Below are 20,695 nucleotides of genomic sequence, written 5' to 3' on the forward strand. Positions count from 1 at the left end.
CGGCGGAGGCCGCCTGGTGGCGGCCTCCGGAAGGCGTGGGCGAGGCTTGGGGCCGTCAGTCGGCCGCGGCCGCCTTGGCCGGCGCCGGCACGTTCTGGTAGATCAGGTACGGCTCGGACTTGTGCTCGATCACCGACTCGTCCACCACCACCTTGCTGACGTTCTGCAGCGACGGCAGCTCGTACATGGTGTCCAGCAGCACCGATTCGACGATGGTGCGCAGGCCGCGCGCGCCGGTCTTGCGCTTGAGCGCCTTGCGCGCGATCGCCGCCAGCGCGTCCGGACGGATCTCCAGCTCCACGCCTTCCATTTCGAACAGGCGCTTGAACTGCTTGGTGATGGCGTTCTTCGGCTCGGTCAGGATCTTGATCAGGGCCGGCTCGTCCAGCTCCTCGAGGGTGGCGACCACCGGCAGGCGGCCGACGAACTCGGGGATCAGGCCGAACTTGATGAGGTCCTCCGGCTCCACCTGGGCCAGCACCTGGCCAACGTCGGCCTTGCGCTCGCTGCTCTTGACCTTGGCGCCGAAGCCGATGCCGCCGGACTCGCTGGAGCGCTGCTGGATCACCTTGTCCAGCCCGGCGAACGCGCCGCCGCAGATGAACAGGATGTTGCGGGTATCGACCTGCAGGAACTCCTGCTGCGGGTGCTTGCGCCCGCCCTGTGGCGGCACGCTGGCGACGGTGCCCTCGATCAGCTTCAGCAGCGCCTGCTGCACGCCTTCGCCGGACACGTCGCGGGTGATCGACGGGTTCTCCGACTTGCGGCTGATCTTGTCGATCTCGTCGATGTAGACGATGCCCTGCTGCGCCTTCTCGACGTCGTAGTCGCACTTCTGCAGCAGCTTCTGGATGATGTTCTCCACGTCCTCGCCGACGTAGCCGGCTTCGGTCAGCGTGGTCGCATCGGCCATGGTGAACGGCACGTTGAGCATGCGCGCCAGCGTCTCTGCCAGCAGCGTCTTGCCCGAGCCGGTCGGGCCCACCAGCAGGATGTTGGACTTCGCCAGCTCGACGTCGTCCGACTTCTGGCGGCTCTCGATCCGCTTGTAGTGGTTGTACACCGCCACCGCCAGCGTCTTCTTGGCGCGCTGCTGGCCGATCACGTACTGGTCGAGGACCTCGAGGATCTCGCGCGGCTTGGGCAGCGCGCTGCGGCCGGCCTGGGCCTTCTCCTCCAGCTCCTCGCGGATGATGTCGTTGCACAGCTCCACGCATTCATCGCAAATGAACACGCTGGGGCCTGCGATCAGCTTGCGCACTTCGTGCTGGCTCTTCCCGCAGAAAGAGCAGTACAGGATCTTGCCGCTGTCGCTGGGACTGCGTCCCTGACGGTCTTCGCTCATTCGCCACTCACTCGCCGCACTGCTGCGGCCTTGGTCCGAGGATAACACAGCGCCCCGCCGGACCAGGCAGGGGGCCACATGGGGGAATCACGACCCGCACGATACCGGTATCGGCCGCGTCGCGCACGGCTGCAGGGGCCCGCGGCGATCGCCGCGGCCCGGCCCGGATCAGGAGGCCTGGATCGACTCGTCCGGCCGGCGCGCCAGCACCTCGTCCACCAGCCCGTAATCGCGGGCGGCGGTGGCGCTCTTGAAGTTGTCGCGGTCGGTGTCGCGGGCGATGGTCTCGATCGGCTGGCCGGTATGGTGGGCCAGGATCTCGTTCAGGCGTTCGCGCATGGCCAGGATCTCGCGCGCCTGGATATCGATGTCGGTGGCCTGGCCCTGGGCGCCGCCCAGCGGCTGGTGGATCATCACCCGCGAGTTCGGCAGCGCATAGCGCTTGCCCTTGGCGCCGGCCGCCAGCAGCACCGCGCCCATCGACGCGGCCTGGCCGACGCAGATGGTGCTCACGTCGGGCTTGATGTACTGCATGGTGTCGTAGATCGCCATGCCGGCCGTCACGATACCGCCCGGGGAGTTGATGTACAGGCTGATGTCCTTCTCGGGGTTCTCGGCCTCGAGGAACAGCATCTGCGCCACCACCACGTTCGCCACGTGATCGTCGATCCCGCCGACCAGGAAGATCACCCGCTCCTTCAGCAGGCGCGAATAGATGTCGTACGCGCGCTCGCCGCGGCTGGTCTGCTCGACCACCATCGGGACGAGGTTGAGGTTCTTGATCGGGTCCATGGCGTCTCGCTCTTCGGGGTCTGGGGGCCCCGCCGCGCGCGGCGGCGGAGTGGATGGCGGCCGATTACTGGCGATCGCGTCCTGGAAGCTGAGCGCCTGCTCGGTGTGCCGGGCGCGCTCGGCGATCCAGTCGATCACCTGCTCCTCCATCACGCGGGTCTGCAGGCCCTGCATCAACTGGGGATCGTTGCGGTACAACGCAATGACCTGCTCCGGCTGCTCGTAGGTGGAGGCGATCAGGCGCAGGGTTTCGTTCAGGCGCGCCGGGTCCAGGCGCAGCTCGTTGCGACGTGCGATCTCGCCCACCAGCAGCCCCACCAGCACGCGCTTGCGGGCGGCTTCCTGGAACGCCTCCGGGGCCGCCTCCAGAACCTGGCCGCGGCGGCGGGCGTCCTCGGTGGCGCTGGCCAGCAGCGCGCGCGCCTCGGTCTCGACCAGACGCGGCGGCAGCTCCACGTCCTTGTACGCGGCCACCAGCTGCTCGCCCACCTCGCGGCGCAGGCGGTTCATCAGCGCGCCCTTCAGCTCGCGGCTCGAGATTGCTGCGGATGTCGGCCTTGAACTGCTCCAGGTCGCCGCTCTTGACCCCGAAACTGCGGATGAAGGCGGCATCCACCTCCGGCAGCACCTGCTCGGCCACGCGCACCAGCTTGAAGGTGGAGGTGACGGTCTTGCCGGCGAACTGCGGCACGTGCCAGTCGGCCGGCAGGGTGACGTCGATCGTCTTTTCCTCGCCGGCGCGCATGCCGACGATGGCCGACTCGACCTCGGGATAGATCGCGGCCGAGCCCAGCACGGTGGAACTCTTCTCGACCCCCTCGGCCGGGGTGCGCACGCCGTCCACCGTACTGCTGATCTCGAGGTCGACCAGATCGCCGGCCTTGGCTTCGCGCTCCACCACCCGCCAGCTGGCGCGCTGCTGGCGCAGGTTCTCGAGCATCCGATCGATATCGGCATCGGTCACCTCGGCGGTGTGCCGGATCACTTCCAGCTTGCTCATGTCGAGCTCGCCGAACTCCGGCACCAGCTCGACCGACGCCACGTACTTCAGCTCGCCCTCGCTGGCGTCCTCGCCCGGGGTCACCTGCGGCAGCCCGGCCACGCGCAGCGCGTGCTCGCGCACCGCCTGGTCCAGGCCCTGGCGCAGCAGGCCGTCGACGACCTCCGCGCGGACCTGCCCGCCGAAGCGCTGCTCGACCACCTTGGCCGGAACCTTGCCGGGACGGAAGCCCTTGATGCGGACGTTCTGCGCGATCTCGCGCAGGCGGCTACCGACCTGGCTCTCGACGTCGCCCGCAGGCAGGCTGAGGATGACGCGGCGCTCGAGGTTGCCGGTGGATTCGACCGAGACTTGCATGATGCGATGGCTCCTGGACGGGTTCGCGCGAACCCGGTTGCGACGATTGGTGATTGGACACTGGCGCGGCTACGGGCCGCGCGGAACGCGCTAGTTTCGCCGATTTCCCGGGCCGGTGCCAGCGACCCGCGGCGGCGGCGGGCGCGCATGCGTTGACATGCGCGCGCCGCCGCCGGACAATGCGCGGCCTTTCGTTGCGCAGGCGCGCCGCGGGAGGCAGGCGACCGCAGCTGTCGGGCGATCGCCGGAGTGCTTGGGTTCTGCCGGCGGGGTATAGCGCAGTCTGGTAGCGCGCCTGCTTTGGGAGCAGGATGTCGGGGGTTCGAATCCCTCTACCCCGACCACCTCCGGCCGCTCCCGCCGTACGATTCCGGAGCGGGCGCCCGTAGCTCAACCGGATAGAGCACCGGCCTTCTAAGCCGGTGGTTGCAGGTTCGATTCCTGCCGGGCGCGCCAAGGTGTCGAAACCGCTTGCATCGAAACCGTTGTCCCCGTGGTGGCTGTAGCTCAGTTGGTTAGAGTCCTGGATTGTGATTCCAGTTGTCGTGGGTTCGAGTCCCATCAGCCACCCCACCCTTTCGCAGGAACGCGCTTCCGCAGGAACGCGCAGGAACGGCATCCGCAGGGCTTGCAGCACGCCGGATGTCTGCTACAATTTTCATCCCGGGGCCGTTAGCTCAGTTGGTAGAGCAGTTGACTCTTAATCAATAGGTCCAAGGTTCGAATCCTTGACGGCCCACCAAACCCGAGACGCCCGGCCCCGCCGGGCGTTTTCTTTGCGAGGATGTGCCGGCGACGACGCGAAAGTGGCGGAATTGGTAGACGCCCTGGATTTAGGTTCCAGTGCCGCAAGGCGTGCGGGTTCGAGTCCCGCCTTTCGCACCACCTGCTTTGCACCACCCGTGCCGGTGGTTGCCGGTGACGGCGCCGGCGCGGCGGGCTATCCTGCGGGTACGGCAACCGGCCGGATCGCAACAGGATGGACGCCATGCGCAGCGGCAACCCCGCCCTTTCCGACAACACTTTCCTCGACCTCGGCAGCGGCACCCTGGTGCAGGGCGACGCCGGGGCGATGACGCTCAACGGCACCGTCAACAAGACCGCGCTGCTGCTGGTGCTGGCGCTGGCCGGCGCGCTGCTGAGCTGGTCGCAGTTCAACACCGCGATGGCGGCCGGCAATCCGGGCGCGATCCTGCCCTACGTCTGGGGCGGCGCGATCGGCGGGTTCGTGGTCGCGCTGGTGACGATCTTCAAAAAGACGTGGGCGCCGTTCACCGCGCCGCTGTACGCGGTGCTGGAGGGCCTGTTCCTGGGCGCCGCCTCGGCGATGTTCGAGCTGCGCTATCCCGGCATCGTGATGCAGGCGGTCGGGCTGACCTTCGGCACCCTCGCCGCGCTGCTGCTGGCCTATCGCAGCGGGCTGGTGAAGGCGACCGAGAACTTCAAGCTCGGCGTGGTCGCCGCCACCGGCGGGATCGCCCTGCTCTACCTCGCGCAGCTGGGCATGAACCTGTTCGGGTTCTCCGGGATGGGCTTCATCAACGGCAGCAGCCCCTCGGCATCGCGTTCAGCCTGGTGGTCGTGGTGGTGGCCGCGCTCAACCTGGTGCTGGATTTCGACTTCATCGAGCAGGGCGTGGAACAGGGCGCGCCCAAGTACATGGAGTGGTACGCCGCGTTCGGCCTGCTGGTGACGCTGGTGTGGCTGTACCTGGAGCTGCTGCGGCTGCTGTCGAAGCTGCAGTCGCGCAACTGAAGGGGCTGGCGCTTCGCAACGAAGGCTCGAAGTCTCCAATGAAGAAGGGCGCCGCAGGGCGCCCTTCTTCGTTCCCACGGCCGTACCGCTCAGAGACGGCTGGCGATGGCCTTGGCGAACGCCAGCGTATTGCCCTCGCCGCCCAGGTCGGGGGTCAGCGAGTCCTTCGCCTCCAGCGTGGCGATGATCGCGCCGCGCAGGCGCTGCGCCTGGTCCGGCTTGCCAAGGTGGTCGAGCATCTGCGCCGCGCCCAGCAGCAGCGCGCACGGGTTGGCGATGCCCTTGCCGGCGATGTCGGGCGCGGAGCCGTGCACCGCCTCGAAGATCGCCGCCTCCGTGCCGATGTTGGCACCCGGGGCCAGCCCCAGGCCGCCGACCAGGCCGGCGCACAGGTCGGAGATGATGTCGCCGAACAGATTGGTGGTGACGATGATGTCGAACTGCTCCGGACGCATCACCAGCTGCATGCAGGCGTTGTCCACGATCATCTCGTTGCACTCGATGTCGGGGTACTGCGCGGCCACTTCGCGCGCGGTCTTCAGGAACAGGCCCGAGGTGGACTTCAGGATGTTCGCCTTGTGCACCACCGTCACCTTCCTGCGGCCGGTGGTCCGCGCCAGCTCGAAGGCGTAGCGCGCGATCCGCTCGGACCCCTTGCGGGTCACCTTCTGGGTCAGCACCGCGGTCTCGCCGTCGGCCGAGACTTCCTGGCCTTCGCCGATGTAGGCGCCCTCGGTGTTCTCGCGCACCGTGATCAGGTCCACCTTGCCGGGGAAGCGCGCCCTGGTGTTGGGGAAGGTGCGCGCCGGGCGCACGTTGGCGTACAGGTCGAAGCGCCTGCGCAGCTCGACGTTGATCGAGGAGAACCCACCGCCGACCGGGGTGGTCAGCGGCGACTTCAGCGCGACCTTGTTCCTGCGGATGGAGTCCAGGGTGGCCTCCGGCAGCAGCGCGCCGTGCTTCTCCAGCGCCACCATGCCGGCATCCTCGAATTCGTAGGCAAGGCCCAGCTGCATCGCGTCCAGCACGTGCAGGGTGGCGTCCATGATTTCCGGGCCGATGCCGTCGCCGCGGATGACCGTGATCGTTGTCATTTTCCAGTGTCCAGACAGGCCGCCGCCACGCGTCGTGCGTGGCGGCGAGTGGGGTTCGATGACTGGACATTATGGCAGATGGCGCGCCGGGGTATGCCGGCGGGTCGGCGCGCGCGCTTTAGCCGTGCTCGTGCGCGCCCGGCGCGGCGGCCTGGCCCTGCTCCAGCTGGTCGAGGAAATCCACCGCCCGACGCAGGTGCGGGATCACGATCGAACCGCCCACCACCAGGCCGACCGAGAACGCCTCGAACAGCTCCTCGCGGCTGACCCCGGCATCCTTGCACTGCGCCACGTGGTAGCTGATGCAGTCGTCGCAACGCAGCACCAGCGAGGCCACCAACCCGCACAGCTCCTTGGTCTTCACGTCCAGCGCGCCGGCCTGGTAGGTCTGGGTATCGAGCGCGAAGAACCGGCGGACGACCTGGTTGGGTTCGTCCAGGATGCGCCTGTTCATGCGCTGGCGGAATTCGGTGAAGGCCCGCACCCGGTCGTCGCCGCCGCTCATGCGCCCTCTCCCTGCAGCAGCGGCTCCAGCTTGCCGGCGCGGTGCAGCGCCATCATGTCGTCGTAGCCGCCGACGTGGACGTCGCCGATGAAGATCTGCGGCACGCTGGTGCGCCGGGTCAGCGCCACCATCTTTTCGCGCGCGGCCGGATTGGTGTCGACCCGCACCTCGTTCCAGCTCAGGCTTTTGCTCTTGAGGAAGTTCTTGGCCGCCACGCAATACGGGCATACCTCGGTGCTGTAGAGGGTGATCGGCGGGGGGCTGGGGTCGCTCACGGGGGTCTCCTGAACCGAAAGGGTGGATTCTGGTCGAATATGGGGCAGCGTGGCCAGTTTCCCAGCCGCTCAAGCCGCATTCACCCGGTTGCCACCACAACGCTGCATTCTGCCCGCATGAATCTCCGCCTGCCCACCGCCGCCCTGCTGTTCGCCCTGACCGCCAGCGCCGGGCTGGCCACCGCGCAGGAGCGCAGCCTGCCCGATATCGGCTCTTCCGCCGGAAGCGTGCTCTCGCCGGCCAAGCAGGCCGAATACGGCGCGATGGTGCTGGCCCAGCTGCGCCACGAGGGCTATGTGCTGGACGATCCGCTGCTGGACGGCTGGCTGAATGATGTCGGCCAGCGCCTGGTCGCCGCCAGCGACCGCCCGCAGCAGCCATTCACCTTCTTCCTGCTGCGCGACCGCCAGATCAACGCCTTCGCCACCCTCGGCGGCTACGTGGCAGTGAACTCCGGGCTGGTGCTGGCCGCCGCGCGCGAGGACGAGCTGGCCGGCGTGCTGGCGCACGAGATCTCGCACGTCACCCAGCAGCACGTGCTGCGCGGCGCCGAAAAGGCCCAGCGCGAGAGCCTGCCGATCCTGCTGGCCACCCTCGGCGCGATCGTGGCCGCGCAGAAGGCCGGCGGCACCTCCAGCGGCGATGCCTCCTCGGCCGCGCTGATCACCGGCATGGGCCTGCTGCAGCAGCGCCAGATCGACTACACCCGCGACAACGAGTCAGAGGCCGACCGCATCGGCATCCGCCTGCTGGCCAACGCCGGCTACGACCCCGAGGCGATGGCCGATTTCTTCCAGACCCTGCAGGGCGTGGTGCGTCTGAACCAGGGCGACGAGCGCTCGGCGCTGCCCGGCTACCTGCAAACCCACCCGCTGACCCTGGCGCGCATCAGCGAGGCGCGCCAGCGCGCCGACAAGCTGGTGGCGTCGCGCTTGCCGCTGCCCACCGCCAGCGGCGGCGGCAACCCGCTACTGCCGGCCAACCTGCAACTGGCCTCCGCCAGCCACCAGGCGCGCGGCGACACCGGTGATTTTCCCTGGGCCCAGGAGCGGCTGCGCGTGCTCAGCGCCCTGACCCCGGCCCAGGCGATCCGCGAATACCAGCAGATGCAAGCCAAGCAGGCGCTCAGCGAGCCCCAGCGCTACGGGCTGGCGCTGGCCCACCTGCTGGCCGGCCAGAACGGGGAGGCCCTGCAGGCGCTGGCGCCGCTGGCGCAGGCGCATCCCGGCAATCTGTGGCTGCAGATCGCCGCCGGCCAGGCCGAGGCGCGCAGCGGCCGCATCGCCGAGGCCGACCGCCGGTTCGACACCCTGCTCGCGCGCATGCCCACCCATCGCGCGCTGGTGCTGGCCTATGCACGGCTGCTGACCGAACGCGGCACCCGCGAGGCCGGCCAGCGCGCGGTGACGGTCCTGCGCCCGCTGCTGGGCACCAGCAACGCCGACCTGCCGCTGCAGCAGATCTACGCGCGCGCCAACGAGATCGCCGGCGACCCGGTGCGCGCGGGCGAGGCCTGGGCCGAGGCGGCCTACCTGTCCGGGCGCCCGGAGCAGGCGCTGGTGCAGCTGGACAACCTCAAGAAGCGCGGCGACCTGGATTACTACGCGCGCGCGCGGATCGACGCGCGCATCGCGGCGATCACCCCCACCGTGCTGGAACTGCGCCGGCAGGGCATCCGCGACGAGGCGGTGGGCGGCCGGCTGGGGCTGTACGCCAGATGACAACGTCACGAAACTGTCACCCAACCGTCGTGTAATGCGACGGCGCCCCCTCCGACGGCGCCACCACCGGACGCCATGCAGAAACACATCCTGATCGTCGAAGACGAGCCCGCGATCCGCGACATGCTGGCCTATGCCCTGCGCAAGGGCGATTACGCGCCGCTGCTGGCGGGGATGCGCGCGAGGCGCAGGAGCGCATCGCCGAGCGCGTGCCCGACCTGATCCTGCTGGACTGGATGCTGCCCGGCACCAGCGGGCTGGAATTGGCGCGGCGCTGGCGGCGCGAGGCCCTGACCCGCGACATCCCGATCATCATGCTGACCGCGCGCGGCGAGGAAAACGACCGCGTCGGCGGGCCGAGGCCGGGGTGGACGACTACGTGGTCAAGCCGTTCTCGGCGCGCGAACTGCTGGCGCGCATCCGCGCCGTGCTGCGGCGCTCGCGCGAGGACGACGACGACGGCAGCGTGCAGGTCGGCGCGCTGCGCATCGACGGCGCCGCTCACCGGGTGTTCGCCGACATCGACGGCACCGCGCACCCGATCCAGATGGGCCCCACCGAATACCGCCTGCTGCACTTCTTCATGACCCACGCCGAGCGCGTGTACACCCGCACCCAGCTGCTGGACCACGTCTGGGGCGGCAGCGTGTACGTGGAGGAACGCACCGTGGACGTGCACATCCGGCGCCTGCGCAAGACCCTGGAGCCGCACGCGCTGGACGCGATGGTGCAGACCGTGCGCGGCGCCGGCTACCGCTTCTCGACCGCGGTGTGAGCGCGCCTACGCCGGTGCGCCCCGGCCCGCCGCGGGCCGCGGGACAAACCCGGATGCAATCCCGGATACTGGCCTGATGCCGTCGATCCCCCGCCACGCCTGGTTGCGTACCCTCTTCCAGCTGCTGCTGGTGCTGGCCGCCGGGCTGCTGGCCGGGCTGGCGCTGGGCCAGCCGTGGCCGGCACTGGCGATCACCGCGCTGGGCGTGGTTGGCTGGCATTACTGGCGACTGCACCGGCTGCTGCGGCGGCTGGCCGCGCGCCAGCGTCTGGTGCCGCACGGCGGCGGGGTCTGGAGCGGGCTGGATGCCCTGCTCTACCGCGGCCAGACCGAGATGCGCGCGCGCAAGCGGCGGTTGCTGGCGATGCTGCGTGCCTACCGCGCGGTGGCCGCGGCGCTGCCGGACGCGGTGGTGCTGGTGGAGCGCAACAGCCAGCGCATCCTGTGGTTCAACGAGGCCGCCACCCCGCTGCTGGGGCTACGCTACCCGCGCCACCACGGCGCGCCGCTGGCGGACGCCCTGCGCCCGCTGCCGATGGCGCAGTGGCTGGCCGCCGGACGCAACGCGGAACCGATGGAGGACGTCGCCTCCCCGGCCGACCCCGGCATGCGCCTGAGCCTGCGCCTGCTGCCCTATTCCGACGACCTGTGGCTGCTGCTGGCGCGCGATGTCAGCAAGCTGCTGCGGCTGGAACACATGCGTCGCGACTTCGTGGCCAATGTCTCGCACGAGTTGCGCACCCCGCTGACCGTGATCCACGGCTATCTGGAGATGCTGGACGCGGACGACAACCCGGAATGGGCCGGGCTGCTGGACGAGATGCGCCGGCAGTCGCAGCGGATGGCGCGACTGGTCGAGGACCTGCTCACCCTGTCGCGACTGGAGGCGCGCGACCAGCTGGCCGAGGAGCACGTGGCGATGGCGCCGATGCTGGCCAACCTGCGGCGCGAGGCGGAGGCGCTCAGCGGCGGCCGCCACCGCATCCGGGTCGAGGACGAGGCCCAGGTGGACCTGCGCGGCGCCAGCAAGGAGCTGCACAGCGCGTTCGGCAACCTGGTCAGCAACGCCGTGCGCTACACCCCGGACGGCGGCGAGATCATGGTGCGCTTCAGCTGCGATGCCGACGGTGGCGCGGTGCTGGCGGTGCATGACACCGGCTACGGCATCCCCGCCGCGCACCTGCCGCGCCTGACCGAACGCTTCTACCGGGTGTCCACCAGCCGCTCGCGCGAGAGCGGCGGCACCGGGCTGGGGCTGGCCATCGTCAAGCACGTGCTGGGCCTGCACGGCGCGCAGCTGAGCATTGCCAGCGACGTGGGGGCCGGGAGTATCTTCAGCTGCCGGTTCGGCCGCGACCGCGTGCTGCCCCGCGCCCCCCACCTTTCCAGCCCGTCCACGCCATGAACGCAGAATCCGACCACGCCCGCCTGCGCGATCCCGCGCTGTACGCCAACCGCGAGCTGTCGCAGCTGGACTTCAACTTCCGGGTGCTGGCGCAGGCGCAGGACCCGGCGGTGCCGCTGCTGGAGCGCCTGCGCTATCTGTGCATTTCCTGCACCAACCTCGACGAGTTCTTCGAGATCCGCGGCGGCGCGGTGCGCCACGCGGTGGAGCTGAACCTGCCGGCCGGGATGGACGGGCTCGACCCCGCCCGACTGCTGGACAAGATCCACGAGCGCGCGGCCGCGCTGGTGGAGGCACAGTACCGCTGCTTCTACGACGAACTGCGCCCGGCGCTGGCCGACGAGGGCATCCGGCTGCTGCAGCGCGAGCAGTGGACGCCGGCCCAGCGCGAGTGGCTGCGCCGGTATTTCGTCGAGGAGATCATGCCAGTGCTGTCGCCGCTGGGGCTGGATCCGGCGCATCCGTTTCCGAAGATCCTCAACAAGTCGCTGAATGTGGTGGTGCTGCTGGAGGGCCGCGATGCGTTCGGGCGCGAGGGCATCTTGCGATCGTGCGCGCGCCGCGCTCGCTGCCGCGCATCATCCGGGTGCCGGGGCTGGAGGACGACACCGATGCCGGCCTCGACTTCGTGTTCCTCAGCTCGGTGCTGTCGGCCTTCGTGGACGAGCTGTTCCCGGGGATGACGGTCAAGGGCGCCTACCAGTTCCGGGTGACCCGCAACTCCGAGCTGATCGTGGACGAGGACGACGTGGACAATCTCGCCCTGGCCCTGCGCGACGAGCTGCTGGGCCGCGGCTACCTGCGCGCGGTGCGGCTGGAGATCGACGAGCGCTGCCCGCAGGACATCGTGGACGACCTGCTGGCCAATTTCGACCTGCCGCCGAACGCGGTGTACAAGATCAACGGCCCGGTCAACCTGAACCGGGTGATCCAGGTCTATGACCTGGTCAAGCGCCCGGATCTGAAGTTTCCATCGTTCTCCCCGCGCCTACCGCGCGAGATCGAGGGGATGTTCGATGCGATCCGCCAGGGCGACCTGCTGCTGCACCACCCATTCGACGCCTTCACCCCGCTGCTGGAGCTGATCCGCCAGGCCGCCGAGGACCCGGACGTGCTGGCGATCAAGCAGACCCTGTACCGCACCGGCAAGGATTCGCCGATCGTCGAGCATCTGATCCAGGCCGCGCGCAACGGCAAGGACGTGACGGTGGTGGTGGAGCTGCGCGCGCGCTTCGACGAGGAGGCCAACCTGGGCCTGGCCGACCGCCTGCAGGATGCCGGCGTGCAGGTGGTGTACGGCGTGGTGGGCTACAAGACCCACGCCAAGATGCTGCTGATCGTGCGCCGCGAGGGCAACGCCCTGCGCCGCTACGTGCACCTGGGCACCGGCAACTACCACAGCGGCACCGCGCGCGCCTACACCGACTTCAGCCTGATGACCGCCGACCCGGACATCGGCCACGACGTCCACCTGATCTTCCAGCAGCTGTCCGGGCTGGCCGCTCCACTGAAACTGAAACGGCTGCTGCAGTCGCCCTTCACCCTGCACCAGGGCGTGCTGGACCGGATCGCGCGCGAGGCCGCGCATGCGCGCGCCGGCAAGCCGGGGGCGGATCGTGGCGAAGATGAACGCGCTCAACGAGGCCCGCGTGGTGCGCGCGCTGTACGAGGCCTCGCAGGCCGGGGTCGAGATCGACCTGATCGTGCGCGGCGCCTGCGCCCTGCGCCCGGGCATCCCCGGCGTGTCCGAGCACATCCGGGTGCGCTCGGTGGTCGGGCGCTTCCTCGAACACCATCGCGTCTGGTGGTTCGGCAATGCCGGCCAGCCCGAGCTGTTCTGTTCTTCGGCCGACTGGCGGAACGCAACCTGCTGCGGCGGGTGGAGATCGCATTCCCGGTGCTGGACCCGCTGCTGGCGCACCGCGTGCATCGCGAGGGCCTGCTGAACTACCTGGCCGACAACCAGAACGCCTGGCAGCTGCATGCCGACGGCCACTACGAGCGCTGCCTGCCGGCCACCGGCGAGGCCGCGTTCTCGGCCCAGCTGTCGCTGCTGGAAGACCTCTACGCGTGACCGCGCGCAGCGGCGCGCGCCGGCGATCGGCCATAATGCCGGACATGGACGATCTCCCCTTCGCCCCGGCATGAGCACGGTCTCGCCCCGGCCGGGCGCTTCCCTCCGCGACGGCGACCTGGTGGCCGCGCTGGACCTCGGCTCCAACAGCTTCCACATCGTGGTGGCGCAGCGCGTGCTGGGCCAGCTGCGGGTGGTGGATCGCCTGCGCGAGACGGTGCGGATGGCCGAGGGCCTGAACGCGCTGGGCGGACTGGCGCCGGAGGTGCGCGAGCGCGCGCTGGCCTGCCTGGCCCGGTTCGGCCAGCGGGTGGCCGACATCCCGCGCCGGCACGTGCGCGCGGTGGCCACCAACACGGTGCGCCAGCTGCGCGACCCGGAAGCCTTCCTGCGCCCGGCCGAAGCCGCGCTGGGACATCCGATCGACGTGATTTCCGGGCGCGAGGAAGCCCGCCTGGTGTACCTGGGCGTGGCCCACGAGCAGCCGCCCGAACCCGACCAGAAGCGGCTGGTGATCGACATCGGCGGCGGCTCCACCGAATGCATCATCGGCCGCGGCTTCACGCCGCTGGAGCGCGAGAGCCTGCAGGTGGGCTGTATTGCCAGTACCCGCCGCTTCTTCGGCAGCGGCAAGCTCGGGCGCAAGCGCTGGCAGGCGGCGCTGACCGAGGTCGAACTGCAGTTCCAGCAGTTCGCCGCGCCTTACCGCAGCCTCGGCTGGGACGAGGCGATCGGCACCTCCGGCACCCACAAGGCGATCGGCAACATCTGCGCGGCGATGAAACTGGGCAAGGGCAGCATCACCCGCGAGGGCCTGGCGCAGGTGCGCGAGCGCCTGCTGCAGGCCGGCCGGATCGAGGACATCGACCTGCCCGGGCTGTCCGACGACCGCCGCCCGATCATCGCCGGCGGCGTGCTGGTGCTGGAGGCCGCGTTCGCGGTGCTCGGGCTGGAGCAGCTGCAGGTGAGCAAGGCCGCGCTGCGCGAGGGCGTGCTGTACGACCTGCTGGGCCGCGGCGGCGCCGACGATCCGCGCGAGCTGTCGGTGGCCGCGCTGATGCAGCGCTACGGGGTGGACGCGGCGCAGGCGCAGCGGGTGGAATCCACCGCCCTGCAGCTGTTCGACCAGGTCGCCGCGGACTGGGGCCTGGGCAGCGAGGACCGCGCCATGCTCTCGCGCGCCGCGCGCCTGCACGAGCTGGGGCTGGCGATCGCGCACAGCGGCTACCACGTGCATGGCGCCTACGTGCTGCAGCACTCCGACATCGCCGGCTTCTCGCAGCAGGGCCAGCGCTTCCTCGCCGCGCTGGTGCGCAGCCATCGCCGCAGCGTGGCGAAGTCCGCGTTCGAATCGATCCCCGACCGCCTGCTCGGCAACGCGCGCCGCTGTGCCGCGCTGCTGCGGCTGGCGGTGCTGCTGCACCGCGCGCGCAAGGACGAGCTGCCGCCCGGGCTGCGCCTGCGCGCGGACGGCGAGCGCCTGGAACTGGCGCTGGACCGGCGTTGGCTGCACGCGCGCCCGCTGCTGCGCGCCGACCTCGAGGCCGAACCCGACGATATGCTCGGTCTGGGCCTGCAGCTGCACATCGCGCAGGACTGAGCGGCGCGCCATCCCGCGCGTCATCCGGCGCACCCCGCCGGCATCGCGCCGGTATCCGCAAACGTGCGGGGCCGACGCGAGGCCGGCCCGTCGCCGGCAGGCGCGGCGCATGATGCCGGTTGCCGGAAGCGGCCCCTCGCGGCCTAGGGAACCTCTGATCAACTCAGAGGTTCCCGCCGGCCATGGAGGGCCGGCCACGCATCCATCATGCAAGTGATCGATGCGTGTGAGCCGAGTCCGGGCCTGTACCGGACTCGGCGTGGGCTGACAACGCCTGGATGGCGTTGTTCAGACCTTCCCTAGCGGCTTTCCGGCGGCAGCGGCTTGCGCGGCAGCGGCTGCGGGCGGGTCGCGGCGTTGTACACGAATGAAGCCACGATCGCGGCGGCCTGCTTGAGGTCGTCGGCCACCGCATGGTCCTGCACGTCCAGGTCGCTGTGATGGACGTGGCTGAAATAGTCCAGCTGGTCCTGCACGAACTGGAAGCCGGGTACGCCGACCGCATCGAAGCTGACGTGGTCGGTGCTGCCGGTGTTGCGCTGGGTGACGATGGTCGCGCCGACGTCGTGCCAGGGCTTGAGCCACTCGGCGAAGATCGGCGCCGCGGCCAGGTTCTCCTGCGCATAGATGCCGCGGATGCGGCCGCTGCCGTTGTCGAGGTTGAAATAAGCCGAAATCTTGGCGTACTCGGGCATCCGCACCAGCTTGCCGCGCTGGCTGCGCATGAACGCCGGCAGCGCCTTCTGGGCCGGATCGGACGGCTCTTCGAACTTGGCGAAATGGCGGGCGACATAGGCCTGCGAGCCCAGCAGGCCCTGCTCCTCGCCGGTCCACAGCGCCACCCGGATGGTGCGGTCCGGGCGCGCGCCCACCGCCTTGAGGATGCGCATCGCCTCCATCATCACCGCCACCCCGGCGGCGTTGTCGTTGGCGCCGGCGCCGGCGTGCCAGGAATCCATGTGCGCGCCCAGCATCACCACCTCGTCCTTGTGCGGGCCGCCCCCGGGGATCTCGGCGAGGGTGTTGTAGCCGGGCTGGTTGGTCTCGTCCAGGAAGCGCGAATCCACGTCCAGCCGCAGCCTGACCGGCTCTTTGCGATCGAGCGCGCGCATCACCGTGTTGTAGTGCTCGGCCATCATCACCAGCGCCGGCACGCCCACCGCCTCGCCGGCCTTGCGCGAGCCGCCGCCCATCACCCGCACGATGCCGTCGTTCCAGCTGCTGATCGAGACCGTGGCCAGCACGCCCTCGTCGGCCAGGTAGCGGTTGAGCAGCGGCATCAACTCCATCCGTGCACGCATGCGCGCCAGGGCGTCGGGATCGAGCGCGCGCGGCTTGGGCAGCGGGAAGGTGAGCAGCTCGTCGAGGTCGGCCGCCTCATAGCGCTGGAAGTCGGGCTTCTCGCTGGGCTTGTACGGGCGCAGCGCATCGAGGAACACGATCTTCCCGCGCAGCTTGCCCTTCCACTGCTCGAGATCAGCCTTGGACTCCAGCCGGGCGTACATCGCCTCGCCCTCGATCGCCCCCGGCGTGCCCGGCGTCCACGCCTTCGGCAGGGCGTGCAGCGGCATCGCGCGCGGGCCGAGCATCTCGACGTTCGCGCGGGTGAACTGCCAGCCGCGGCCGAGGTCCTCGACCGCCTCGTCGTGCACATTCGCCAGGCCCCATTCGCTGAACTTGGCGCGGGTCCAGCGGTTGGCCTCGGCCATCGCCGGGGAATTGGTCAGGCGCGGCCCGATCACGTCGGTGAGGTGGTTGAGGGTGTCCATCACCTGCGAACGCTGGAACGCCTCCTGGCGGATGCGCGCGGTCATGTCCAGATCCACCTGCTCCTGCGCGTACGCGCGCTGGGCGGAGGCGCCCTGCGCGCCCGCCAACCCCGCCGCCAGCAGGGCGCAGGCCCGTATCCATCGTTTCATCGTGTTCCCCGGTTCGTGGCAAAGCCCCGAGTCTGCCAGCGCGCGCCGGCCGCGCTCACGGGCCGATGGTCATGCCCCGGGCGCCTGCTGCAGCCGTGCCCGCCGCAGCCGCGGCTGCCACTGGCCCGGCCAGTCGCGGTCGTTGGCCACCTGCGCCTGCGCGCGGCTGGCCTCGAGCCGCGCGAAATCCAGCGTCGCCAGCGCCCAGGCCTCGGCGTCGCCGGCCTGCGCATCGGCGCCGTCCGCGGTCTGCGCCAGCACGCCGTCGGCCGGCAGCCCTGCGTCCATCGGCGCCAGCAGCGCGGCGCGGCCGGTGTTCACGTCCAGCGCCGGGCTCCAGTCGGCGCGGCCGGCGGTCACCGCCTGCGCCACGTAGATCCGGTTCTCCAGCGCGCGCGCCAGGCAACCGACCCGCACGCGCGTCGCGCCGGCCGCGGTATCGGTGCAGCTGGGCACCAGCAAGAGCTGCATGCCGGCCTCGCGCTGGGCGCGCACCGGCAGCGGGAACTCGCTGTCGTAGCAGACCGCGATCCCCACCCGCACGCCGTCCAGCATCATCACGTGCAGGGCATCGCCAGGCTCGATCACCCGCGCCTGGCGTTCGAAGCCGGTCAGCTGCAGCTTGTCCTGCCACAGATGCGCGCCGTCGGCGCTGAACAGGTCGCTGCGGTTGCGGTAGCGCCCCGGCGCGACTTCCAGCAGGAAGCTGCCAGCGACGATGTGCATCTGCAGGCGCTGCGCAAGCCCCGTGAACAGCGCGATCCAGTCGCCGCGCAGCGCCTGCAGCGCGGCCAGCGAGGCGTGCAGGTCGACGTGGACCGCCGGCGGGAATACCGCCGCCAGCTCCAGCGCCAGATACTCCGGCAGCACCGCCAGCCGCGCGCCCTGCGCCTGCGCCCCGCCCAGCAGCGCCTCGATGCGGGCGGCGAAGGTGGCGAAGTCGGCCGGCCTTCCGACCGCGTAGCGGCAGGCCGCGACCTTCATGCCGCCTCCAGCGGGCGCAGCCAGAAGGTCAGCGCATGCCCGATCTCGCCCGTGCCGACCTCGTTCCAATGCAGGTGCATGGTCATGCCCGGCTGGCGCACGTAACCGCGCTTGGCCCAGAACGCCTCGTTGCCGCGGTGGCCCACTGGCCGGCGCGGATCGTCCGGATCCCGATCGACCGCCGCGAACGCGGTCCAGTCGAACCCGCCGAGCGCGCGCGCATGCGCCTCGCGCGCGTCGAAGAATGCATGCCCGATGCCGCGCCCGCGGTAGGCCGGCAGCAGCACCGACTCGCCGCAGTAGAACACCCGCGCCACGTCCATTCCGCGCGCCTGGAACGGTGCCTGGAACGCGGCGCCATCCTCCGCCAGCGGCAGGCCGGTGCTGGCGCCGACCACGCGCTCGCCGTCCACGGCCAGCACCACCACGCTGCGCGGACAGTCGGCGTAGGCGCGCAGGTACTCGCGCTCGTAGCCGACGTCGCCGTCGTAAAGATAGGGCCAGTCGCGGAACACCGCGATCCGCAGCGCGGCGATGACCTCAAGATGCGGCACGATCGCCGCGCCAGTCAGGGTGTGCAGGGTGATCGCTGCAGGCATCCGCGGATTGTAGCGATGCGCGGTGCGACAATGCCGGCATGAACTACCGCCACGCCTTCCACGCCGGCAACCATGCGGACGTGCTCAAGCACGTCGTATTGCTGGCGCTGTGCGATGCCCTGACCGCCAAGCCGGCGCCCTGCTTCGCGCTGGACACCCACGCCGGGCGCGGCCTGTACAAACTGGACGGCGAGGCCGCGCAGAAGACCGGCGAGGCGCAGGACGGCATCGCCCGGCTGCTGGCGAAAGGCCCGCGCGACCCCGCGGTGCAGCGCTACCTGGCGGCGGTGCGCGCCTGCCGCGCCCGGCACGGCGCGCAGGCCTATCCCGGCTCGCCCTGGCTGCTGGCGCACGCCCTGCGTGCCGACGACCGCCTCGCCGCCTGCGAGCTGCATCCCGAGGAAGCGCACGTGCTGCGCGTGCATTTTGCCGAGGATTCGCGCATCGCCGTGCACGAACGCGACGGCTACGCGGCGCTCAAGGCGCTGCTGCCGCCGAAGCACGGCGCCACCAAGTTCGCGCGCGGGCTGGTGCTGATCGACCCGCCGTTCGAAGCGCAGCTGGCCGAGTTCGACGCCGCCCTGGCCGCGCTGGCCGAAGGCCTGGCGCGCTGGCCGCGGGGCATGTTCGCGCTGTGGTACCCGATCAAGCAGGGCCGCGCGCTGCAGCCATTCCGCCGCGCCGCCGCCAGGCTGCCGGCCAGATCCGCGCTGCTGCTGGAACTGCGGGTGCGGCCGGACGATTCCCCACTGCGGATGAACGGCAGCGGCCTGCTGCTGCTGAACCCGCCGTGGCAGTTCGACGCCGCGATGCGCCCCGCCCTGGACGCCCTGCGCCGCGCGCTGGGCGAGCCCGGCGCCAGCACCCAGGTCACCTGGCTGAAACCACCGCCCTGAGCGCGCGGGCTGCGGGCATGCCAGACTTGTGCATTCACATTTCCCCTTCGCAATCCGCCCATGCCTTCCAGTTTCTTCGCCCTGTTCGACGACATCGCCAGCCTGCTGGACGATATCGCCGCGATGACCAAGGTCGCCGGCGGCAAGACCGCGGGCGTACTGGGCGACGACCTGGCGCTCAACGCGCAGCAGGTGACTGGCCTTCGCGCCGAACGCGAGCTGCCGGTGGTGTGGGCGGTGGCCAAGGGCTCGCTGGCCAACAAGGCGATCCTGGTGCCGGCGGCGCTGGGCATCGCGGCGCTGGAGGGCTGGCTGGCCACGCGCGGGCTGGGCATCCCGCTGATCCTGCCGCTATTGATGCTGGGCGGCGCCTATCTCTGCTACGAAGGCGCCGAGAAACTGGCCCACAAGCTGCTGCACGGGGGCGAAGACGCGCGTCACCACGACGCCCTCATGCACGCGGTCGCGGATACCACCGTAGACCTGGTGGCCCTCGAGCGCGACAAGATCCGCGGCGCCATCCGCACCGATTTCGTGCTCTCGGCCGAGATCATCGTGATCGCGCTCGGCACGGTTGCCGGCAAGCCGTTGAGCGTGCAGATCGGCGTCCTGGTGGCGATCGCGCTGGTGATGACGGTGGGCGTGTATGGACTCGTAGGCGCGATCGTCAAGCTCGACGACGTGGGCCTGCACCTGATCCGGCCCGGCGGCGGGCGGGCGCGCGCGGTACTGGGCCGCGGCATCCTCGCGTTCGCCCCGCGCCTGCTCAAAGCCCTGTCGGTGGCTGGCACCGCGGCGATGTTCCTGGTCGGCGGCGGCATCCTGGTACACGGCATCGGCCCGCTGCACCATGCCCTGCAGGGCCTGGCGACGGTGCCGCCGGGCTGGCTGTGGACGTCCCTGGCCAATGCCGCCTTCGGGGTGGTGGCCGGCGCGGTGGTGCTGGCGGCGGCGACGCTGCTGGCCCGCCTGCGCGGCCCGCGCGCCCCGGCCGGTGCCTGACCCGCCGCGCAGACACGCGCCGTTCATTTTTTAACCCCCTGCACGCGATGATGCCGCCATGGCCCGCCGCAACCGCATGCCCCCCTGGCACGAACATGTCCGTCTCCAGAATGGACGCGAGCTGCTGATCCGCCCGATCCGGCCGGAGGATGCCGGCCCGATGCAGGCCGCCTTCACCCTGCTGGAACCGGACGAGATCCGCCAGCGCTTCCTGCATCCGATGAAGGAGCTGAGCAGCACGCAGGCCGAGCAGCTCACCCGGCCCGACCCGCGCCGCGACTTCGCGCTGGTGGCCGCCGAGCCGCTGCCGCCGGGCGAGGCGCTGGTGGGCGCGGTGGCGCGTATCTCCATCCACGACGACGGCAAGGACGCGGAGTTCGCGATCCTGGTCAGCCACTACATCAACGGCATGGGCCTGGGCCGCCACCTGATGCGGCGGCTGGTGCGCTGGGCCAAGGGCCGCAAGGTGCAGCGGGTGTACGGCCACGTGCTGGAGAGCAACCTGCCGATGCAGGCGCTGGCGGCCTCGCTGGGCTTCCGCCGCGAAGCCACCCCGGAGGCCGGGCTGGTGCGGGTGGTGCTGGACCTGCCGCCGC

Annotated in this window: 13 protein-coding genes, 5 tRNA genes and 5 pseudogenes; 14 read left to right on the forward strand and 9 right to left on the reverse strand. The window is 70.5% G+C overall.

Annotation, left to right across the window (positions count from 1 at the left end; all coding sequences use genetic code 11):
• Positions 1 to 55: 55 nt before the first annotated feature.
• From clpX to tig, 3 genes and pseudogenes are all read right to left on the reverse strand, one after another.
• Positions 56 to 1,345: an ATP-dependent Clp protease ATP-binding subunit ClpX gene (gene clpX, locus LJB71_RS10720; RefSeq protein WP_259304176.1), complete on the reverse strand. Its 1,290-nt coding sequence runs from the start codon at positions 1,343 to 1,345 to the stop codon at positions 56 to 58.
• Between the two features lie 168 nt (positions 1,346 to 1,513).
• Positions 1,514 to 2,137, reverse strand: coding sequence for an ATP-dependent Clp endopeptidase proteolytic subunit ClpP (gene clpP / locus LJB71_RS10725; protein WP_259304799.1), 624 nt, complete (start codon positions 2,135 to 2,137; stop codon positions 1,514 to 1,516).
• A gap of 72 nt (positions 2,138 to 2,209) precedes the next feature.
• Positions 2,210 to 3,494: pseudogene (gene tig, locus LJB71_RS10730) on the reverse strand (trigger factor); the annotation flags it as partial.
• A gap of 267 nt (positions 3,495 to 3,761) precedes the next feature.
• Here tig and LJB71_RS10735 point away from each other — a divergent pair.
• The 6 genes and pseudogenes from LJB71_RS10735 (at position 3,762) to LJB71_RS10760 (ending at position 5,249) form a co-directional block, all read left to right on the forward strand.
• A tRNA-Pro gene (locus LJB71_RS10735) sits at positions 3,762 to 3,838 on the forward strand.
• A gap of 35 nt (positions 3,839 to 3,873) precedes the next feature.
• Positions 3,874 to 3,950, forward strand: a tRNA-Arg gene (locus tag LJB71_RS10740).
• A 40-nt stretch (positions 3,951 to 3,990) separates the two neighbouring features.
• Positions 3,991 to 4,067, forward strand: a tRNA-His gene (locus LJB71_RS10745).
• A 93-nt stretch (positions 4,068 to 4,160) separates the two neighbouring features.
• Positions 4,161 to 4,236 (forward strand) — tRNA-Lys (locus LJB71_RS10750).
• A 58-nt stretch (positions 4,237 to 4,294) separates the two neighbouring features.
• Positions 4,295 to 4,379 (forward strand) — tRNA-Leu (locus LJB71_RS10755).
• A 103-nt stretch (positions 4,380 to 4,482) separates the two neighbouring features.
• A pseudogene (locus tag LJB71_RS10760) lies at positions 4,483 to 5,249 on the forward strand (Bax inhibitor-1/YccA family protein).
• An 89-nt stretch (positions 5,250 to 5,338) separates the two neighbouring features.
• Here LJB71_RS10760 and LJB71_RS10765 read toward each other — a convergent pair.
• The 3 genes from LJB71_RS10765 to grxC form a co-directional block, all read right to left on the reverse strand.
• The gene (locus tag LJB71_RS10765) at positions 5,339 to 6,343 is read right to left on the reverse strand and encodes an isocitrate dehydrogenase (RefSeq protein ID WP_259304177.1); all 1,005 of its coding nucleotides are present in this window, start codon (positions 6,341 to 6,343) and stop codon (positions 5,339 to 5,341) included.
• Between the two features lie 118 nt (positions 6,344 to 6,461).
• Entirely contained in the window at positions 6,462 to 6,848 is a 387-nt protein-coding gene (locus tag LJB71_RS10770) for a carboxymuconolactone decarboxylase family protein (RefSeq protein ID WP_259304178.1), read from the reverse strand.
• A complete protein-coding gene (gene grxC, locus LJB71_RS10775; protein ID WP_259304179.1) occupies positions 6,845 to 7,123 on the reverse strand; it encodes a glutaredoxin 3 in 279 nt (92 codons plus the stop codon). The genes LJB71_RS10770 and grxC overlap by 4 nt, the downstream gene beginning before the upstream one ends.
• Before the next feature lie 117 nt (positions 7,124 to 7,240).
• On the opposite strand from grxC, the gene LJB71_RS10780 reads away from it, so the two are divergent.
• The 5 genes and pseudogenes from LJB71_RS10780 (at position 7,241) to ppx (ending at position 14,699) form a co-directional block, all read left to right on the forward strand.
• Entirely contained in the window at positions 7,241 to 8,845 is a 1,605-nt protein-coding gene (locus LJB71_RS10780; RefSeq protein ID WP_259304180.1) for a M48 family metalloprotease, read from the forward strand.
• Positions 8,846 to 8,920: 75 nt separating this feature from the next.
• Positions 8,921 to 9,620: pseudogene (gene phoB / locus LJB71_RS10785) on the forward strand (phosphate regulon transcriptional regulator PhoB).
• A 76-nt stretch (positions 9,621 to 9,696) separates the two neighbouring features.
• The gene (phoR, locus tag LJB71_RS10790; RefSeq protein WP_259304181.1) at positions 9,697 to 11,025 is read left to right on the forward strand and encodes a phosphate regulon sensor histidine kinase PhoR; all 1,329 of its coding nucleotides are present in this window, start codon (positions 9,697 to 9,699) and stop codon (positions 11,023 to 11,025) included.
• Positions 11,022 to 13,099, forward strand: a pseudogene (ppk1, locus tag LJB71_RS10795) (polyphosphate kinase 1). Before phoR ends, ppk1 begins: the two are co-directional and overlap by 4 nt.
• Before the next feature lie 70 nt (positions 13,100 to 13,169).
• Complete coding sequence (gene ppx, locus LJB71_RS10800) at positions 13,170 to 14,699, forward strand: exopolyphosphatase (RefSeq protein ID WP_259304182.1); 1,530 nt, start codon at positions 13,170 to 13,172, stop codon at positions 14,697 to 14,699.
• A 299-nt stretch (positions 14,700 to 14,998) separates the two neighbouring features.
• Here the strand turns inward: ppx and LJB71_RS10805 are convergent, their stop codons facing one another.
• The 3 genes from LJB71_RS10805 to LJB71_RS10815 form a co-directional block, all read right to left on the reverse strand.
• Complete coding sequence (locus LJB71_RS10805; protein ID WP_259304183.1) at positions 14,999 to 16,618, reverse strand: M20/M25/M40 family metallo-hydrolase; 1,620 nt, start codon at positions 16,616 to 16,618, stop codon at positions 14,999 to 15,001.
• A gap of 69 nt (positions 16,619 to 16,687) precedes the next feature.
• Positions 16,688 to 17,602 carry a carbon-nitrogen hydrolase family protein gene (locus LJB71_RS10810; protein WP_259304184.1) on the reverse strand — a complete coding sequence of 305 codons (915 nt, stop codon included), beginning with the start codon at positions 17,600 to 17,602 and terminating at the stop codon, positions 16,688 to 16,690.
• Positions 17,599 to 18,201, reverse strand: a complete 603-nt coding sequence (locus LJB71_RS10815) for a GNAT family N-acetyltransferase (protein WP_259304185.1) — start codon at positions 18,199 to 18,201, stop codon at positions 17,599 to 17,601. Before LJB71_RS10815 ends, LJB71_RS10810 begins: the two co-directional genes overlap by 4 nt.
• Positions 18,202 to 18,239: 38 nt before the next feature.
• On the opposite strand from LJB71_RS10815, the gene rlmJ reads away from it, so the two are divergent.
• The 3 genes and pseudogenes from rlmJ to LJB71_RS10830 form a co-directional block, all read left to right on the forward strand.
• Entirely contained in the window at positions 18,240 to 19,097 is an 858-nt protein-coding gene (gene rlmJ / locus LJB71_RS10820) for a 23S rRNA (adenine(2030)-N(6))-methyltransferase RlmJ (RefSeq protein WP_259304186.1), read from the forward strand.
• Positions 19,098 to 19,157: 60 nt separating this feature from the next.
• Positions 19,158 to 20,099: a DUF808 domain-containing protein gene (locus LJB71_RS10825; protein ID WP_259304187.1), complete on the forward strand. Its 942-nt coding sequence runs from the start codon at positions 19,158 to 19,160 to the stop codon at positions 20,097 to 20,099.
• A 76-nt stretch (positions 20,100 to 20,175) separates the two neighbouring features.
• Positions 20,176 to 20,628: pseudogene (locus tag LJB71_RS10830) on the forward strand (GNAT family N-acetyltransferase); the annotation flags it as partial.
• Between the last annotated feature and the right edge of the window lie 67 nt (positions 20,629 to 20,695).

The sequence above is a fragment of the Thermomonas sp. S9 genome, assembly GCF_024704365.1.
In the GTDB taxonomy this organism is placed as follows: Bacteria; Pseudomonadota; Gammaproteobacteria; order Xanthomonadales; family Xanthomonadaceae; genus Thermomonas.

Coding starts and splice junctions, on each gene's coding strand:
- LJB71_RS10770 (WP_259304178.1), bottom strand. CDS start 6,848: ATGAGCGGCGGCGACGACCGGGTGCGGGCCTTCACCGAATTCCGCCAG.
- LJB71_RS10780 (WP_259304180.1), top strand. CDS start 7,241: ATGAATCTCCGCCTGCCCACCGCCGCCCTGCTGTTCGCCCTGACCGCC.
- clpX (WP_259304176.1), bottom strand. CDS start 1,345: ATGAGCGAAGACCGTCAGGGACGCAGTCCCAGCGACAGCGGCAAGATC.
- LJB71_RS10825 (WP_259304187.1), top strand. CDS start 19,158: ATGCCTTCCAGTTTCTTCGCCCTGTTCGACGACATCGCCAGCCTGCTG.
- LJB71_RS10815 (WP_259304185.1), bottom strand. CDS start 18,201: ATGCCTGCAGCGATCACCCTGCACACCCTGACTGGCGCGGCGATCGTG.
- ppx (WP_259304182.1), top strand. CDS start 13,170: ATGAGCACGGTCTCGCCCCGGCCGGGCGCTTCCCTCCGCGACGGCGAC.
- LJB71_RS10805 (WP_259304183.1), bottom strand. CDS start 16,618: ATGAAACGATGGATACGGGCCTGCGCCCTGCTGGCGGCGGGGTTGGCG.
- LJB71_RS10810 (WP_259304184.1), bottom strand. CDS start 17,602: ATGAAGGTCGCGGCCTGCCGCTACGCGGTCGGAAGGCCGGCCGACTTC.
- rlmJ (WP_259304186.1), top strand. CDS start 18,240: ATGAACTACCGCCACGCCTTCCACGCCGGCAACCATGCGGACGTGCTC.
- phoR (WP_259304181.1), top strand. CDS start 9,697: ATGCCGTCGATCCCCCGCCACGCCTGGTTGCGTACCCTCTTCCAGCTG.
- clpP (WP_259304799.1), bottom strand. CDS start 2,137: ATGGACCCGATCAAGAACCTCAACCTCGTCCCGATGGTGGTCGAGCAG.
- LJB71_RS10765 (WP_259304177.1), bottom strand. CDS start 6,343: ATGACAACGATCACGGTCATCCGCGGCGACGGCATCGGCCCGGAAATC.